The 17,276-nt window shown below is 49.6% G+C and carries 10 protein-coding genes and 1 pseudogene; 3 read left to right on the forward strand and 8 right to left on the reverse strand.

Features of this window, described 5'->3' with window-relative positions:
- Positions 1-33 precede the first annotated feature (33 nt).
- Genes OH663_RS06020 through OH663_RS06030 form a run of 3 tightly spaced genes read right to left on the reverse strand, consistent with a single transcriptional unit; the run spans position 34 to position 3,080 of the window.
- On the reverse strand, positions 34-1,596 hold the full coding sequence (locus OH663_RS06020) for an ABC transporter substrate-binding protein (RefSeq protein WP_200013279.1): 1,563 nt from the start codon (positions 1,594-1,596) through the stop codon (positions 34-36).
- Positions 1,597-1,611: 15 nt separating this feature from the next.
- The gene (ddpX, locus tag OH663_RS06025) at positions 1,612-2,199 is read right to left on the reverse strand and encodes a D-alanyl-D-alanine dipeptidase (protein ID WP_045442911.1); all 588 of its coding nucleotides are present in this window, start codon (positions 2,197-2,199) and stop codon (positions 1,612-1,614) included.
- 14 nt (positions 2,200-2,213) lie between these two features.
- Positions 2,214-3,080, reverse strand: coding sequence for a MurR/RpiR family transcriptional regulator (locus OH663_RS06030; RefSeq protein WP_045442908.1), 867 nt, complete (start codon positions 3,078-3,080; stop codon positions 2,214-2,216).
- Positions 3,081-3,479: 399 nt separating this feature from the next.
- On the opposite strand from OH663_RS06030, the gene hdeB reads away from it, so the two are divergent.
- From hdeB to OH663_RS06045, 3 genes and pseudogenes are all read left to right on the forward strand, one after another.
- The gene (hdeB, locus tag OH663_RS06035; protein WP_045442905.1) at positions 3,480-3,809 is read left to right on the forward strand and encodes an acid-activated periplasmic chaperone HdeB; all 330 of its coding nucleotides are present in this window, start codon (positions 3,480-3,482) and stop codon (positions 3,807-3,809) included.
- Positions 3,810-3,964: 155 nt separating this feature from the next.
- Positions 3,965-5,908 carry a methyl-accepting chemotaxis protein gene (locus tag OH663_RS06040; RefSeq protein ID WP_200013278.1) on the forward strand — a complete coding sequence of 648 codons (1,944 nt, stop codon included), beginning with the start codon at positions 3,965-3,967 and terminating at the stop codon, positions 5,906-5,908.
- Between the two features lie 81 nt (positions 5,909-5,989).
- A pseudogene (locus OH663_RS06045) lies at positions 5,990-6,559 on the forward strand (type II toxin-antitoxin system HipA family toxin); the annotation flags it as partial.
- 19 nt (positions 6,560-6,578) lie between these two features.
- Here OH663_RS06045 and OH663_RS06050 read toward each other — a convergent pair.
- The 5 genes from OH663_RS06050 to OH663_RS06070 all read right to left on the reverse strand — a co-directional run bounded on the left by OH663_RS06050 (position 6,579) and on the right by OH663_RS06070 (position 16,801).
- The gene (locus tag OH663_RS06050; protein ID WP_200013277.1) at positions 6,579-7,946 is read right to left on the reverse strand and encodes a glycoside hydrolase family 10-like protein; all 1,368 of its coding nucleotides are present in this window, start codon (positions 7,944-7,946) and stop codon (positions 6,579-6,581) included.
- A 12-nt stretch (positions 7,947-7,958) separates the two neighbouring features.
- The gene (locus OH663_RS06055) at positions 7,959-8,246 is read right to left on the reverse strand and encodes a VF530 family protein (protein WP_045442897.1); all 288 of its coding nucleotides are present in this window, start codon (positions 8,244-8,246) and stop codon (positions 7,959-7,961) included.
- A gap of 143 nt (positions 8,247-8,389) precedes the next feature.
- Positions 8,390-9,724, reverse strand: coding sequence for an HlyD family type I secretion periplasmic adaptor subunit (locus OH663_RS06060; RefSeq protein ID WP_052369278.1), 1,335 nt, complete (start codon positions 9,722-9,724; stop codon positions 8,390-8,392).
- A 2-nt stretch (positions 9,725-9,726) separates the two neighbouring features.
- Positions 9,727-11,466, reverse strand: coding sequence for a type I secretion system permease/ATPase (locus tag OH663_RS06065; protein WP_200013276.1), 1,740 nt, complete (start codon positions 11,464-11,466; stop codon positions 9,727-9,729).
- A gap of 10 nt (positions 11,467-11,476) precedes the next feature.
- Positions 11,477-16,801, reverse strand: a complete 5,325-nt coding sequence (locus OH663_RS06070) for a peroxidase family protein (RefSeq protein ID WP_200042235.1) — start codon at positions 16,799-16,801, stop codon at positions 11,477-11,479.
- Between the last annotated feature and the right edge of the window lie 475 nt (positions 16,802-17,276).

A 17,276-nucleotide genomic window follows, 5' to 3' on the forward strand; every position in this document is an offset into this window, starting at 1 on the left:
TGCGGAGCCAATTTGGCTCCGCATAAACATGGCTTATTTACTCATGGTGGAGATATTGAAGACCTGTTCCAGCATGGGGTTGAATACAAATCCTTTGACGTCTTTGTTCATCGCCAGTTGGTAGTTTTTCTGGAATAAATAGACGTAGGCAGCTTCATCAATAACGATGTTTTGCGCCTGCTGATAATCCTTCGTTCTGGCGACCTGATCGGTGGTTGCCAGCGCACTCTGGAGCAGCTTATCGACCTCGCTGTTTTCATAGAATGAACGGTTGCCCGGTAAACCTTTCTTATCTGACTCAAACCAGTAGTTCATGAACATGTACGGATCAGCGAAGTCCGGGCTCCAGTTGCCGATAGCAATGTCGTAATCTCCTTTGCCTACACGGTCACGCATGGTGGCATTCGCCAGCTTTTCGAGCTTCACTTTTATACCCAGCTTGCCGAGGCTGGCTTGTGTGGCGAGGGCAATTGGCTCCCAGTTAGGGTCATTATCAGAGTAGAGAAAACTCAGACTGTCGGGCTTCGTCGCAACTTTATCCCACTCGGCTTTTGCTTTGGCTTCGTCAAAATTGTACTGCATCGCCTTTTCATCAAAGCCCCACATGCCTTCGGGGATCGGGCCGCGCATCTGTTTACCGTTGCCGCTCAAAATGCCTTTCACCATGCCCTTATAATCAGTTGACCAGGAGATAGCACGGCGCAAGTCCACCTGATTGAGCGGCGCTTTACTGTTGTTCAGATACAGATAGGTGACACGCAGAGAAGGGTAATCCGCCACGTTGACCTTTCCTTCCTGTTTTAAGGCGGAAAGCTGGTCAACGGGCAACGCATCGGCAATGTCGATATCGCCGCGCGACAATTGCAGCCGGCGGGAAGCGCTCTCACCGATGATTTTTACTGATACGCGTTTAAACGCTGGCTTGGGACCCGGATAGTGGGGATTCGGAACCAGTACCAGTTGCTGCCCTTTTTGCCAGTTCTTCAACATGAAGGGACCGGAACCCGCTGTGTTTTGCGCCAGGAACCCACGGGCATCATCAGCGGCGTGCTCTTTTAAGATAACCGGGTTGATAATCGACGCGCCGTCATTCGCCAGCGTATAGAGGAATGGCGCGAACGGCTGGCTGAGGATAAATTTCACCGTACTGGCATCAATGGCTTCAATCTTCAGATCTTTCGGGAATGCCTCAGCAGGTCCCTGACCAATTTTGAGTAAACGCTCAAAGGATTGCTTCACCGCCTCAGCCGTAACGGGAGTACCGTCGGCAAATTTAGCGTCGTTTTTCAGGGTAAACGTCCATTCTTTATGATCGTCAGATGCTTTCCAGTTGCTGGCCAAATCACCTTCAACCTCTGTGGAACCTTTGCCACCTGCGGTTTTGTACTGGACCAGACGCTGATAAGAGGGATAGGTGACCGTCCAGTCGTTGTTATCTATCGTCACGGCGGGATCCAGCGTTTGTGGGTCGGCTGCTTTACCAATGACCAGCATGTCCTTAGGTACGGCGGCCTGGGCGGCGGGCAAGGCCACCGACAGTGCGACGGCAATCAGAGCGGGGCGAAAAAACGATCTCAATGCAGGTGTAGTCTTCATAACCAGGCTCCAGAATCAAAGGGGATGTTGTGTTGTTATTTGTGGGGCAGTAAAACAGGAAAAATAATCATCAAGCAGCGGATAGCGTGCGGCATTGGGCAATTCAAAATGCCACCACTCGCTGCTTATCCCGACAAAACCGCCGCCAGACATAATGGCGTTGAGCAACAGTCGGTTACGTTGCGCTTTCGGGGGCACAGAAGGATGCCAGGCATGGGAACGATCGTGCATTTCATCAAAACCAGCTCCCATATCGAGGACATTGCCGCGTTCATCCATCAGCGTGACGTCGATGGCCGTTCCACGGCTATGATTGGAACCAATCGCCACGTCCACGACATATTGAGGATCGGGACAGGCATTCCACAGTAGCGCCTGAGCCTGCTGCGGGCGATACGCGTCGTATACCACCAGGGATAACCCCGCCAGTTGCGCAATGCTGATGCTTTTGGCCAGCCCAGCGACCGCATCGCTGTGTAACAGGCAACGCGCTTCCCGATAGATAGGCGCGCCGGTAATGTTATCGGTCGTGGCATATTTGAGATCGATATGCAGTGACGGGAATATCACTGACAGATCGACCAGTTCTGGGGTCTCTGACATAGCACGGTTCCTGTTTATTGTTCGAATTGACCAAATTGTTGTTGTAACTGACGATTGGCTTGCAGGCGCTCCGCCAGGGAGTCGCCCAGTTGCGCCACCACTGCGGAGAGTAATAAGTTGAACAGACAACTTACCGGGGCAAGGGAATCCCAGAAGTGTCCGGTGTCGGTTTTTACCTGTATTAAATCAATGGCATAGTCTCTGGCCCAGGGGCACCAGACATCGGTTATTAGTGCGATCGGGATGCCGCGTTCGCTGGCTACCCGGCAATATTGTCGCGACATTGCGGCGTAGGCACGCGTATCGGTTATCACCACATAAGGCCGTTTGAACCCTGAATTCAGCGACTCAACCCAACTTCCGGAAAGCCCTTCGGAGTAACTCACTTTTGGGCGCAGGTATTCCAGATGACTAAAAAAGGCATTGGCGATCCCTCTGGTGGACTGGATCCCGAGGATATACACGGCTTCTGCATGGGCCAGTTGCTGTGCAATGCGTAAAAATGTTTCGCTTTGCGCCAACTGGTAAACATGGGTAATGGCGTCAATCTCAAGCAGCAGCGACTGATGTACGCGATCGGGAAGGCTTTGCTGTTGATGCCAGGAATCCAGGCGTTCATTCATTCCCCAGGGTTGATAGGGGATTAGTGGCAACTCTCGTAGACTGGTTTTGGCATCTTCCAGGTTGCGAAAACCCAGTTTGCGTAGATAGCGACCTACGGTGATGCCGCTGGTTCCTGTCGCTTTTGCGATACCATCAGCCGTCTCAAAAGGGATCTGTGCTGCGTGCGCTAACAGCCAGCCGGCAACGCGCTTTTCACTGGGCGTTAGCTGACTAAACGTCTGTTCAATACGGGCAAATAACTCAGGTTTTGATGTCATCACCGTCTCGCTGTTAGTTGTTTGTCAGATGCTGTTTCGTTGTTACTTGATTAACAATGCAGGATGCGTGCCATGTCAGCGACAACGGTACGCTGCGTTTTTTTGTTAAAAAACACTTATATTTATTAACCAATGATCAACATTTGTGCAGCGTAGTTCAGTTTTGGTGCAAAGGCAGGGGAAGTGGGGGATCAATCTGTTGATTTCGTCGGAACGATCACATTGTGCGCAACATTTTCCTCCAGACATCAGAATTAGTAATGTGAAATATAAATTTCAGCCATATCAATGATGACCATCTTTATTCTTCTAACGGTAGGGGTATTATTTTTTGCGAACTACATTAACGGTTTAAAGCGCAAGTGTAGATATTATCTATATTATAAATGGAGTACTACAATGAATAAATTCTCCCTTTCTACAGCAGGTGTTCTGGTCGCAGCGCTGTTAACCAGTGTAAGCGTCAATGCAGCAACTGATAACGCTAAAACTGAAGTGACTCCGAAAGGCATGAGCTGCCAGGAGTTTATTGATTTGAACCCGCAAACTATGGCTCCGGTTGCCTTCTGGGTACTGAATGAAGATGAAGACTTCAAAGGCGGTGACTTCGTCGACTATAACGAGACTATCACCACTGCGGTGCCTCTGACCGTTGAACTTTGCAAAAAACATCCGCAAAGTGAATTAAGCAAAATAAAAGAAGAAATCAAAAAAGAATTATCTAAATAAGATTAAGCATGTATTAAAGCCCAGCCAAAGTGCTGGGTTTTGCTATTCGTGACAACGTCACTAATTTGTTTTGTAATACTTAAGAAAACTTTATAAAGATATAAACTCCTGTGCCGATACTGGGTAAAAGTTAGCCTTTTACAGAAGGAGTTTGTATGGCCTGGTATCCTACTCGTATTTCAACGCGCTTAACCATTGGTGGCATTCTGCTGCTTGCAGTTACCACTTTGGTTATTGTTGCGATTATGCTCTGGCGCGGTCAGCCGCGCGTCGTTGAAATCAACACCGACTTGATCGAAGAAACGGGGCAAGGTTTAACCCGTCAATTGAGTACCGTTCTCTCTCGTATCGAGGGCGAAACCGTCAGTCTGTCACGGCTGGCTGAAGTTCTGCCCAACGATGAATCTCTGTATCAACGTGTCGTACCGCACCTGATTGGTGAAGATAACAATTCTATTATTACCGGCGGAGGGATTTGGCCAGAACCTGATGCGTTTACCGCTGGCGTGGAGAAGCGTAGCTTTTTCTGGGCGCGAAACGCTGAGGGTAAACTGGATTTTTCCAATGATTATAATGCAGAAGGATCTGCTGGTTATCACAATGAAAGCTGGTACCAACATGCGAAAGGTCATTCGCAAAACAGTTGCCTGTGGTCTGATGTTTATCAGGATTCAAGTTCTGGTGTAAATATGGTGACCTGTAGTATCCCGTACCAACTGTCGGGCAAGTTCGCCGGGGTGGCTACCACCGATATTCGTCTGGATAACGTCGCCACGTTTATGCAACAGCAGGGAAACAGCACTGGCGGTTATGCGTTCGTGGTGGATAAGCAAGGGCAGATCCTCTACTTCCCACAAGCTGATAATTCGAAATTTAAAACTTTCAGCGAGCTGGCGCGCAGTGCGGAATGGCTCGCGCCGGTGGAAAATGGTCTGAAGTCACTTCGCGCGGCTGACGGCGTGAAGACCATTACGCTTGAAAACGATAACGTGCTGAATACACCATCACGGGTGATGCTGTTTCCAATGGCAGATACCGGTTGGGTTGTCGGTCTGGTGACGCCGGAATCACGTATTGTTGGTTTAGCCAAAGTGATGATGCAGGACGTGCTGGAGGTATTGATCCCTGTTATGACGATCCTGTTGGCAGGATCCTGGCTGGTGGTTCGCAGGCTGATCTCGCGTCTGGATGATACCCGCCGTGCGCTTGATGACATTGCACAAGGGGAAGGTGATCTGACCCGCCGACTGGATGTCCGCGGTAAAGATGAGATATCGGCTATCGCAGAGGCGTTTAATCTGTTTGTTGATAAAATTTCAGCCATCCTGATCACCGTCAGAAGCAGTAGCGTGGTGGTGGCAAATAATGCGGTCAGCCTCGCGGACAGCAATATGGAACTCTCTTCACGTGTGACGCAGCAGGCTGCGGCACTGGAAGAAAGCTCTGCCGCGATGGAACAACTTAATGCGACCGTTCATCAAAATGCAAGCAACACACAACTGGCAGATGAGTTATCTGATAGCACCGCGCAAACGGCTAACCGCTGCGGAGATGTCATGCAGGGAGTTATCTCTACTATGGATAATGTCAGCAACTCTTCAGGACGAATGGTGGAAATTGTCGCGGTCATAGACAGTATTGCATTCCAGACAAACATTCTTGCTTTGAATGCCGCAGTCGAGGCAGCCCGGGCAGGCGATGCGGGCAGAGGATTTGCCGTTGTTGCATCGGAAGTTCGCACGCTGGCGCAGCGCAGCGCGACAGCCGCCCAGGAGATTAAGGCGTTGATTGATGAGTCGGTTTCTCATGTTGGCAGCGGTAGTCAGCAAATCCATAATGCCGGTGAGCGTCTGGAAGAACTGGTCAATAATGTACGTCAGGTGCGGCAATTGATGGGTGAAATTCGTGTCGCAGGCGAAGAGCAGCGAAAAGGGGTTTCCGAAGTCACGCTCGCCGTTACCGAAATGGACAGCACCGTCCAGCAAAACGCATCGTTGATTGATGATGCTGCCGCACGAACTCAGGTACTGAAAGAAGAGGCGGAACAGCTGGCCACGCTGGTTTCTTCGTTCAGATTGCCCGAGCCGGTAATTGCCTGATAACGACAATAAAAACGCTCTTTCGAGGGCGTTTTTATTTTATGGCACGCCAGCATAGTTAAATCCTTTATAACGTTGCTTAATCTGCCGGATGGGCGGGCTGCTTTTGCGACCCGCCGGTTTGACCGTCAGCAGGAGATGCGTATTCCTATGCAAAGTCTGGCGGCACTTACCGGAGCCAATTACCAGATACCTGGCGCTCTCGATGACCGGAGCTTTTTACGTGCGACCCAAATTTGCACCAATGATGTCCGGGAGAAAGCAAAAGCCTTTGAACGGGGTGTCTTCAATGTGGCATTCAACAACCGGGACGATCATCCGAAAAACTTTGCTTATTTGATGTCGACAGATGGCAACTGGACCCTGGCTCCGGCGTACGATGTTACATACTGTGAAGGACCAGGTGGCTATCATCAAATGGATGTGATGGGAGAGGCGCTGGATATTGAAAGAAAACAACTCCAGAGACTTGGTGAAAAAGAAGCCGAACTATCTACCGAAAGAGTGAACTAGATTATCGACAGGGTCAGTGAGTATGACGCGGCATGGAGTGACACAGCCAAAGACAAATTCCCTGAGCAGATCACACCGGCCACCCTGAAGACTATTCAGAAACAAATTAATGAAATTATCCGCCGCTTAACGGTGTAGCGCCAGCGACGGACAACACCTAACGCCCCCAGCGGTCGCGAATATAGGTGACCGCATCCTGGGTTTGCGGCTGGTTAAGGTAATCTTCTCTGAACAGGATCGTGCCGTTAATGTGCGGGTCAGACTCGTTTAAATCGAGTTGTTTCTTCAACTCCGGTACGCCACCTTTCACAGCCCAGTCTGGCTCTTTCGATGACCGTTCTCCGACTTTATACAGTGCTACCCCAATATACAGACGCGTATTGGTTGATTTCACGACATCAGCCCACCATTTTGCCAGCACATCATAACGCGCTGCATCGCGGGCGAAAGGCCAGTAAAGCTGTGGTGCGATGTAATCCAGCAATCCTTGTTGCACCCATCGGCGCGTATCGGCATAAGACTCATCATATGCAGCTGCACCCCGTGTGTCGGAACCTGCCGGATCGTGCGAACGGTTGCGCCATACACCTGCCGGACTGACGCCAAATTCCACTTCAGGTTTCAGTTTTTTGATAGTCTGCGAAACCTGCTCGATTAACCGTTGCGTGTTATACCGCCGCCAGTCGGCTTTAGAGTCAAATCCCTGGCCATACTTTCTGAAAGTCTGAGTGTCGTTAAGCGCAGAGCCAGGTGACTCGGTGTAGAAATAGTCATCGAACTGCACGCCATCGACGGGGTAGTTCTCAACGACTTCCGCCACGATACCGGTGATCCAGTCCCGTACTTCCGGAATACCTGGGTCCAGTACAAAACGTTCGCCAGACGTGCGGATCCAGTCCCGGTGCAGGATATAGACGCTGGATGGATGTTGGGTCAACGTCCGGTTTAATTCTGCTACCGTTGCGGGTTTGGTGTTGACGGATACGCGATAGGGGTTAAACCAGGCATGCACTTTCATGCCGCGTTTATGCGCTTCGTCGAGCATAAACTGCAGCGGATCGTAACCAGGATCCTCACCAATATTCCCTGTCAGAGTGTCTGACCAGGGCAAGATTTTAGATTTCCAGAGCGCGGTGGCGTCCGGTTTTACCTGGAAAAAGACGGTATTGATCCCGAGGCGTTTCAGATTATCCAGCTTATCCGTCAGGGCTTTCTGCTGCTGACTAATGCGCACAGCTGGTGAACTAATGTTTACCGAGGATATCGGCGGCCAGTCCAGACGGGAAACGGTCGCCAGCCAGATGCCGCGCACGGGTTCCTGGCTGCGTTGCGGTGTTGTCACCGGAGGTTGCAGAGTGGTTTTCTTCCCGGGAGGTTCTGAAGAACAACTGCCGAGTAAAAGCATACTGCCAACGAGCGCAGCAAACCATTTTGCGTTGGATACCGGTAGCATATTGCGAGAACGGGCGATGAGTGTCGCCAGCTTTTTTTGATGATTACCTGAAAAAAAACCGGGTGCTGACATCTGATATGGCTCTTATTTCTTATTAATACGGCTGTTAGCCCAGGGATCGATAGCAGGCGCTGTGGTGTTTTTTGGGGCTACATCGTGTAAGGAATCAAGATACAGCGCTTCAACTTCAGCGCGGGCCCACGGCGTACGACGCAGGAATTTTAAACTGGATTTAACGCTCGGCTCGTTTTTAAAACAGTTGATATTAATAAGTTGGCTCAACTCAGCCCAACCAAAGCGCTCAACCAGCGCATTAACCTGCATTTCAAGCGTTACGCCATGTAAAGGGTCTTTAGATAGATGAGCATTCATATGAAGTCCAGTTCAGTAGTTCCAGATTGAGTGATTAGCGCAGCAGGCTTGCGAAGCGAAAGGTTACAAGAAAGCCGGGCAACCAGCAATGGCATAAACAGGCATGGTGCTTGCTAATGAACACCATGCCTCCTTACGCTTAATCAATACTCTTTAAATGCCAGTTCCAGGCGGGCGATCAGCGGTTTGAACAGATAGCTTAAAAATGTCCGCTCTCCGGTTTTTATCGTCACGCTGGCGGGCATCCCCGCTTTAATTTTGTAATCGCCCAACAATCGCGCACCTTCAGAAGAAACCTGCACTTCTGCAAGATAATAGGGCTGCTGAGTGGCTTCATCGATTAGTCGATCAGCCGAGATGGTCAGAACACGGGCAGGCACTGACGGCAAAAGTGCATGGTTAAGGGCAGGGAACAGAACATCCACTGTTAATCCCGGTGCCAGCTTATCAATGGCATGCACCGGTATTTTGGCATCGATTTGCATCGGTTGTCCGGCGGCGACAATATCCATCAGATGTTCGCCAGGTTGAATAACTCCTCCGACGGTACTGACTTTAACGTCCAGCACGATACCGTTAATCGGGGAGCGAATTTCCGTGTTATCCAGCTCATGTCGGGTTGAAACCAGTTCATCTTCCAGCATGGCCACTTCTTTCTGATTCTCGGTAAGTTCAGACTCTACTTCCCGCAGATATTGATGACGCACCTGATAGGCTTTAATTTTCAATTCATTTTGTTGTGATTTGAGCCTGGCAATGTTCAGAATGTCTTCTGAGACACTACTGGATATTTCAGCGGCCTCGCGCTCAAGCACCAGCAATTGCGCTTTGGGATAATAATTTTTTTCACTCAGCGCACGAATAGCGCCTAATTCCCGGCTAATCAGATTGAACTGGCGATCGCGATAGCCTTTTATTTTATTTAAATTATCCGTTTGTCCCACCAGGCCATCGAGAGTTTCCTGAATCATCGATAATTCATCCTGGATTGTTTTACGTCGCGTATCAAAGAGTTTGGCTTGCAGGTTTCTGACATCAGCCAGACGTTTATTGCCGGAAAATTGTTGTGTCAGTGCCTCATTAAAAGCGATCGCCTCCAGACCATCTCTTTCTGCCAGTAACCGGTCTTCAATACTTTTTGCTGAAATATATTGGGCATTTAATGCGCTGAAGCGCATATCAAGCTGCATTTTATCCAGACGCACTAACACCTGGTTCTTTTTAACGACGTCACCTTCCTTAATAAAAATATCGGTTACCCGTCCGCCGCTCAGATGTTGAATTGTCTTCCTGTTGCTCGAGACCGTCACCGTGCCGTCCGCGACCACACCAGCATCAAGAGGAGCTTGAATCGCCCACAGTAAGAAGCCACCTACACCGAGGGCAATGACAATTATCCCGCGAATAATCGGCGTCCAGATATTAGTATCAACACCAGCAGCGTCAGTATGGTCAGCAATTTTGTCTTTATTTTTCATCTTCATGCCTCGCGTTTTTGTTCATTGTTGGATGAAGAAGACGTTGCAACCGGTTTTAATATATTGGCCTGCCGTAGATTGGCAAAAACCTGGTCGCGGGTACCAAATTCCTGGATGGCTCCGTCATTAAGAAGCAATACCTTATTGACCACGCCGAGTAGTGTGGGTCTGTGTGAAATAATGACGGTGGTTTGCCCTTGTGTACGCAAGGTATTAATAGCTTTGACGAGGGCGAATTCACCGGCGTCGTCAAGATTGGCATTCGGCTCATCAAGTACAATAAATGCAGGGTTATTGTAGACTGCGCGCGCCAGCCCAATGCGCTGGCGTTGACCGCCAGAGAGCTGGTGCCCGCCAGCGCCCAGTAACGTGTCGTACCCCTGGGGCAGACGCAGGATCATCTCGTGTACACCTGCCAGTTGCGCCGCAGCGACAATCAGTTCGCTATCATTTTTCGTGAAGCGGGCGATATTTTGCGCAATAGAGCCATCAAACAGTTCAACATCCTGTGGAAGATAGCCAATCGAGGGGCCGAGCAATTCTTTGTCCCACTGGCAGATATCTGCGCCATCCAGCCTGACTTTTCCCGATAACGGTTTCCAGACGCCAACCAGAACTTTAGCCAGCGATGTTTTTCCTGATGCCGAGGGGCCAATAATCCCCAGCACTTCCCCTTGTTCGAGCTGAAATGAGATATTACGCAATAGCGGAGCATGCTGGCCTGGTGCCGCTGCGAATACGCTCTCAACGCTGATATTCCCTTTGGGTCGCGGCAGGGGCAGTACGTCTTTGGGCGCCGGGTATTCTTTAAGCAGGTTTGATAACTGGTGCCACGCACTGCGAAATTGCACGAACTGTTTCCAGCTTCCGATAACCTGTTCGACCGGGTTCAGGACTCGCCCAAGAATAATGGACGCGGCAATCATCAGGCCCGGAGTAATATGGCCGCCGATGACCAGTAAGGCACCGGCACCCAGCGCAATAGATTGCAGCAGTACCCGAACAAAACGACTCAGACTGCTTAATCCCGCCGTTTTATCTGCTATCTGTGTTTGCAGTACCAGTACTTTATTATGCTGCTCCTGCCAGTTGGATTTCAGGGTGGAGAGCATTCCCATAGCTTCGATAGCATCGGAGTTTTGCAACTGTTTATTCAGTTTACTGGCATTAGTGATAGTTAACGCATGGGCTTGCTGGATAGGGCGTTTGGTGGCAATTTCTGATACCAGCGTCAGAATAAATAACAGGGTTATTCCACCGAGCGAAAGATATCCCAACAGGGGATGGACAATAAAAGCGATAAATAGATAAATCGGCGTCCAGGGAATATCCAGTAACGCAAACAAGCTATTGCCGGAGAGAAATTGCCGGATCTGGTCAAGCTCCGCTAAAGACTGCGCGGGGTTGTTGTCACCGGTGGCAACTTTTCGTTTAAAGGCCGAATTAAAAATCAGTTGGCTCAATTTCACATCAAGCCGGTTACCCAATCTAACCATAACCTTTGAACGGGCAGATTCGATCATGGCAATGATGATGTATAAGCCGACAATCAATAAGGTTAACATTAACAATGTGGTGGTGTTTTTACTCACCAGAACACGGTCGTAAACCTGTAGCATATAAATTGCCGGCGCCAGCATAAGCATATTAATCACACAACTAAAAAATAACAGTACAAGAAAAGTGGGTTTCGTTCCTTTTAATGCATCATTCAGTTCTGTTGGCGTATGCTGGCGCGACATGGTCTTCTCCTTATACGATCAATGAACTATTGCCGTTATTACTGGCAAGTGTGGTTGGGAGTTCCAGGTAAAAATCACCGATATTAACGGTGGTTGAATTCACGCCCACTAACGTAATGGTGTCAGCGCCGATGGTCACGATGGTGTTGCCATTGCTTCCGGTGATGGCAACGCTGCTGGCAAAATTACCCGCGTTGATACCAAGGAATACCAGATCAAGATAGTCCTGGCCGCCATTTGGGTTACTGTCAAAGCCGGTAATGCGGTCTTGCCCAAAGTTTGATCCGAAGGCAAAAATGTCATTTCCGGCACCGCCATCCAGATTGTCATTTCCTTCCTGGCCATTGAGGATATCGTCGCCGTTCCCACCGGAGAGCGTATCGGCACCGGCACCGCCAATCATGACGTCGTTACCGTTTCCACCCTGCAGGTTATCGGCGCCATCTCCACCATCAAGGAAGTCATTTCCGACGCCACCAAACAACTGGTCGTTGCCCCCCATACCAAACAGTTGGTCATTACCGGCCCCACCTGTGATGATGTTGGCAATCCCGTTCCCCGTACCGATAAAACTGCCGGTTCCGGTAAATACCAGTTCTTCAACGTTATCGCTCAGGTCATAACTGCTCAGACTGGTTCGGACAACATCCGTCCCGCCATTAATACCTTCGATAACTACGTCACCAAAATCATCGACGATATAGGTGTCATCTCCGGATCCGCCCGTCATGCTGTCTGCACCCAGACCACCATCAAGCATGTCGTTTCCTGCATCACCTTGCAGCGTGTCTTGTCCTGCTTCACCAGAGAGCGTGTCGTTACCAGCCCCGCCAACTAACAGGTCATCACCCGCACGTCCAAGCAGGGTGTCATTACCGCCTTCACCGCGCAGAATGTCACTCCATGCAGTACCTGTCAGTGTGTTACCGGCGTTAGTTCCCACAATGAGGTCGCCAACAGGCTGAGTAGTTGTTGATGTCAGAACAACAGGGGGGTTACCTTCGTCATCAATGACGGTGACAACCACTTGTAACGTCCGTCCAACCATCGCCTGACCGGGGGTGTAGGTGGCCGATGTCGCGCCGATAATATTGACGAATCCGGTCGGGGAACTCATTCTCCATTGGTAGGTGAAATTGCCTCCGCTCAGGCCGTCGGCATCAGCGATGCCTGATACCACGGCGGTAAGCGTCAGGCTTTCAGTCGGCGTCAGGTCATTAATCACTGGCACGCCGGTTGTCGCCTGATTGCGTGGCATGATCGCCTGGGTTTGCGCTGATACTAAGGTTTCAGCATCGCCCATCCGATCGTTGAAACTGGCGACGACGCGCAGCGGAGCACCCTGAATAGATCCCGGCACTCTGAACTCCACCCCGGTTGCCTGATCCCGCCACTGGCCGTTAACAAATGCCTGCCATGTCATCGTGATTGCCACATCCGCCGCGAGGCCGTTACCATCTAACAAGTTCGCCAGATTAACGCGCAGTAAGTCGCCCACAGAAGGTACAGCATTATTGATTGCAAGGTCGCCAGTCGCTTTTTGCGCCGTTACCCATAACTGTTCGCCGTTACCAAACTCCAGTTTTTCGATGTTCAGTAAACGGTCAATACCATCATTAAGATTTAAGGCGGCATCTGGTGTTGCGTGGTCGACCCGGAGGCTTCCATCTGCCATACGGGTAAAGGCATAGTTGCTGCTAATGTCACGGTACACCGCAACATCCGTTTCTGTGCCATCACCGTCATGCAAGATTTCACGCACAATTGACAGTTGATTCGGTTTCAACGTTCCAGCCAGCATGTAAGATTTCAATTCGGCCATACTCTCGGCACTGGTGAGACCTGCCATACCGGTTACGGCAATGCGCACATTCAGCCAGGCATCGCCATCGATAATGTCATTACCAGCCTTACCGGTTATACGGTCGCTGCCGCCGCCACCGAGTAAAATGTCGCTACCATCATCAGGATTCAGCAGAACCGTATCAGGGTTAGCGGAACGCTCTACGCCCAGGATAGCCTGTAGACCGTCAATTCTGTCCGCACCTTCCTGAGTCAGGTTGTTGGAAAGAGGAACACCCTGAACCGGGGCCGTACCGATGGGCTGTTCAGTGCCGGTTAACACATCGTTATGTTTCCATCCTGATAGCCCTTCAACCAGGTCAAAACGGTCACGCAGAATAAATTCCTGCTGGTTCACGAAAATAGGGATCCCGAGGTCAGAGTTAGCGCCGTTCGGATCGCCTTTATGGATGGCCCAGTCAAAACCCGCCATACCATTATTTCGTTGAATGCCCGCGCCCTGAACCATTATGTCGTCACCGGCTTCACCATCGTAGTCAGTGTCGTTACCCTGACCGTTCAGGACATCATGACCAATAATAGTGCTGTTGAAGAACAACTCAGAGTTATCACCAGCGAGCGTGTCAAACCCGTCACCGCCTTCCAGCCAGTCGTCGCCTTCATTACCCAGCAGGAAGTCGCCACCCGATCCTCCCAGCGCAAAGTCGTTATCCTGCCCAGAGAAGACTTCCTGTGCATCTTCGCCTACCACCACGAAGTCACTGCCAGTGCCGCCAAAGACCAGATCGTTACCGTTGCCGGAGAAAATAACATCGTGCCCGGCATCCCCATGCAGGAAGTCGGCATCGCCAACGGGCGTACCGGTGTCTGTAATGATGTCATTACCGTCACCGCCGTGGACCACATCCGCTTCATCGCCACCGTCAAGACGGTCATCACCGCCGTCACCCCACAGGCTGTCGATACCTTTACCACCGATTAACGTATCGTTTCCGGCGGTACCACCGAGCACGACGTGTCCGTCCCCGGTATATTTAAGGTAACCACCATCCGCAAAACCATCACCGTTCACATCGGCACCGGGATCACGACGTACCAGTAAAGGTGAAAGCAAATCTTTCAGTGGGTTACCCCATTTAGGATCTATTTCCGTTTGCAGTACACGGTTCACCTCGAAGATATGATCTGGCGTCTGGAAGAGGTTGGCGGGGAGGTGAGAGGAACCGTTTTCACCGAGGTCGCTGTTACGCATCACCAGGGCGGAAAAAGAGTTCGCCTCCAGTTCATTGAGCAAGTTAAGCCCCTGAACGCGGCTCAAATAGTAGAAACGGTCGCCGTCCTGCAACATTTCCATTTGTGTTTCAAAAACAAAGTTGAAGGTCGAACCGAGCATCCCGCCAAATTCGTTTTTACGTTCCGCCAGACCACCGATCCAGAAGTCGACCATATTCAGGCCAGATTCTTTGGTGGCCCATGCACCGGTACTGTTGAAGAAGTCCATTGCGTCAGCTGGCGGGGAGTTGTTGGCATCACCAAACAACAAAAAGTTTACCGCCGCGCGTTTACCTTCAAGGGTGGTGGCGTTAAGAATCAACTCATGCTGGCCGTAGGCCGCCATAAAGTTGATGATTGAAGCGGGGTTTTTCAGGTACGTCGTAAAATCAGCCCAGCTGGTATATGGCCGTAGCTGAGAGTCTCCGCTTAATTCAAAGAACTGCTCGCGGGCCTGGTTTAATGTCGGCATTGCCGTATCCCGGCCACGGGCAATGTTAAGCGCACCTAAATCAAGTGGCAGCCCAATCAGGTTATTACGCAGGGCATCAGTAATAAACTCATCAATTTCGTTGCCAACCTGCCGCGTCATGCCACGCACAATTGCGCCGATCGCCTGATCGTCAGTAACGGTGACACCGTTAATTTCATTAAATGCAACCGGGTTTAGGAACGCGGCAATCAGGCCGATATCCCCGCTTTGCATATCGATGTCGGTACGGGCCACGGTTTCTGTGAGCATCGAATGTCCAAAACGGTAAACCACATGCGCAAACTCAGCAAAAATCAGTGGATTAATATCCGCCGTATTAGAGAAGACAAACGGATCGACAGCGGGTTGTACGGTACGCGCAAACTCCTCAAAAACGAGGTGCTGATACTGCATTTCCGTGGAGAAGCGCCCCGCCTGGAATAGATACTCACCATTCCATACCAGGGTACTGGTATCTGCCGGTAGCTCAGTAATTTGGTGTGACGGCATCAGCCACTGGTTAATAAGATCAATATCACCCGTTTCCAGCAGGGTAGTTTTATATTGTTCAACCAGGCGGTTATGTTCGCTGTGAAATACTGCGTGTACAGCGGTTAAACCAATGTTCTCGTTACCACGTCCGTCTCCGGTGATAAAGTGGCGGTCGAGCAGTTCGTTATCATAGGTGCCGGCAGGTTGTTCACCCCCAATGGCATTATCACTATCAGCCACAAGACCTGATTTTGGCGCGGCAGTATGTGCAATATCATCGAGAAAAGCATGCCCGGTTCGGAGCGTTCCATCCGGTAATAGACCACCGTTAGCTTCGACTAACCCGCCAGTGGTAACAATCTGTACTTTACCATTTTCACTTAAAATCAAATTACCGTAGCGGTCAGTCGCCAGAAGTGGAACATTAAAAACATCTTGATCGGTGAGTTTAATTCCCAGCAAACTTTCGGCCTGGTTTTTAACATCAGCCCAGGTTGCCAGTCCGCCATTAACTCCGCCTAATAAATTACCAGTAGGTTCCGGTTTACCGTCGATTAATACGTACTCACGGATAAAAATCTGATGCGAAGGGTGGGAGGTATAGGTTTGGTTTTGATCAATGAATGGAGTGGTGAGGTTTACAGTTTCATGGTTTTCATCAACTTGTGCCCGAGTTAATACCATGAAATTTGTCGGCGATCCTTTTACGTATAAAGGATCGTCGGGTTGCAACGGAATGAAGACAATGCCATTTCCTCCTTTTGGTATTAAGTCCAGCCCATGGTCAAAAAACTGACCAAAAAAGGTCATCCAGCCATTAAAAGCAGGCGAGAGACCAATATCTGGAGACTGGTTTGGAATGGACAAACTGCCATTTTCCGAAGTGGTTCCTCCTCCGGGAGCATTTTTTAATGAGTTGTAAACTTCCAACGCAGCCGGGTTAGATGCCGTTTGGTCAGATATTAAATTACTGATAACCCGAGGGTCAGCATCAATAACCGTCCCGCCGATTTGGGTGTAACTGGTCATTTGATCTGCGTCCTGCCAGTTCAGTGCTGTTAACCGCGGCATAGTCTGATCGGCTGAACCGTATAGCTCCTGACCCGGCAGTAGGTTATTCCATGAACCATCAACAGTGCGTAGCCCATACGGTAACAATGGGCTGGAGACTAACTCACGAAGTTCATCACCATTGATGGTGCCGTCAGGGTTAGTTGCGGCTTCTGATATTTTGATCTGCTTGAGAATAAAAGCGAGATCGTGCAGTGTGACAGTAAAGTCATATTGTGAGGCCATAATAATTACCCCTATCTTTACCTTAATTTAGCTATCATCACTCAATTCTTCTGTTTACAAATTGACATGAGAATGAGTCGTATTTGATGCTTAATTGTTATTACGTCTTTTAAGTCCATTTATTTAATGACTAAAAATATTAACTACGTAATTAGAGGTATTCTCCTGAGCTTTATACCGGTCGCAATAATACATTCACCTCACTTATGAATTCAGTTTCAGCGAGTTGCAGGCAGCCCTGACCCATTGAATCTGCAGGCATATTCAAGGCACAGGGGGTGAAGAAGACGATGTCTTGCAATGTTTAAATTTGTTGGGGTTTTTATCTCACATTACATTTTTGTTATGATCATAACTATGGATTTTCCTGGACCGACTTCACTCATACTTTATTATGAATAAGATTAAATTTTCATTTCTTTACATTTCAATTGATGTCAAATTATTTTTACACTGAATCGGGCTTAAAAAGAAA

The sequence above is a fragment of the Citrobacter sp. Marseille-Q5395 genome (genome assembly GCF_947057495.1).
GTDB lineage: Bacteria > Pseudomonadota > Gammaproteobacteria > Enterobacterales > Enterobacteriaceae > Citrobacter > Citrobacter murliniae.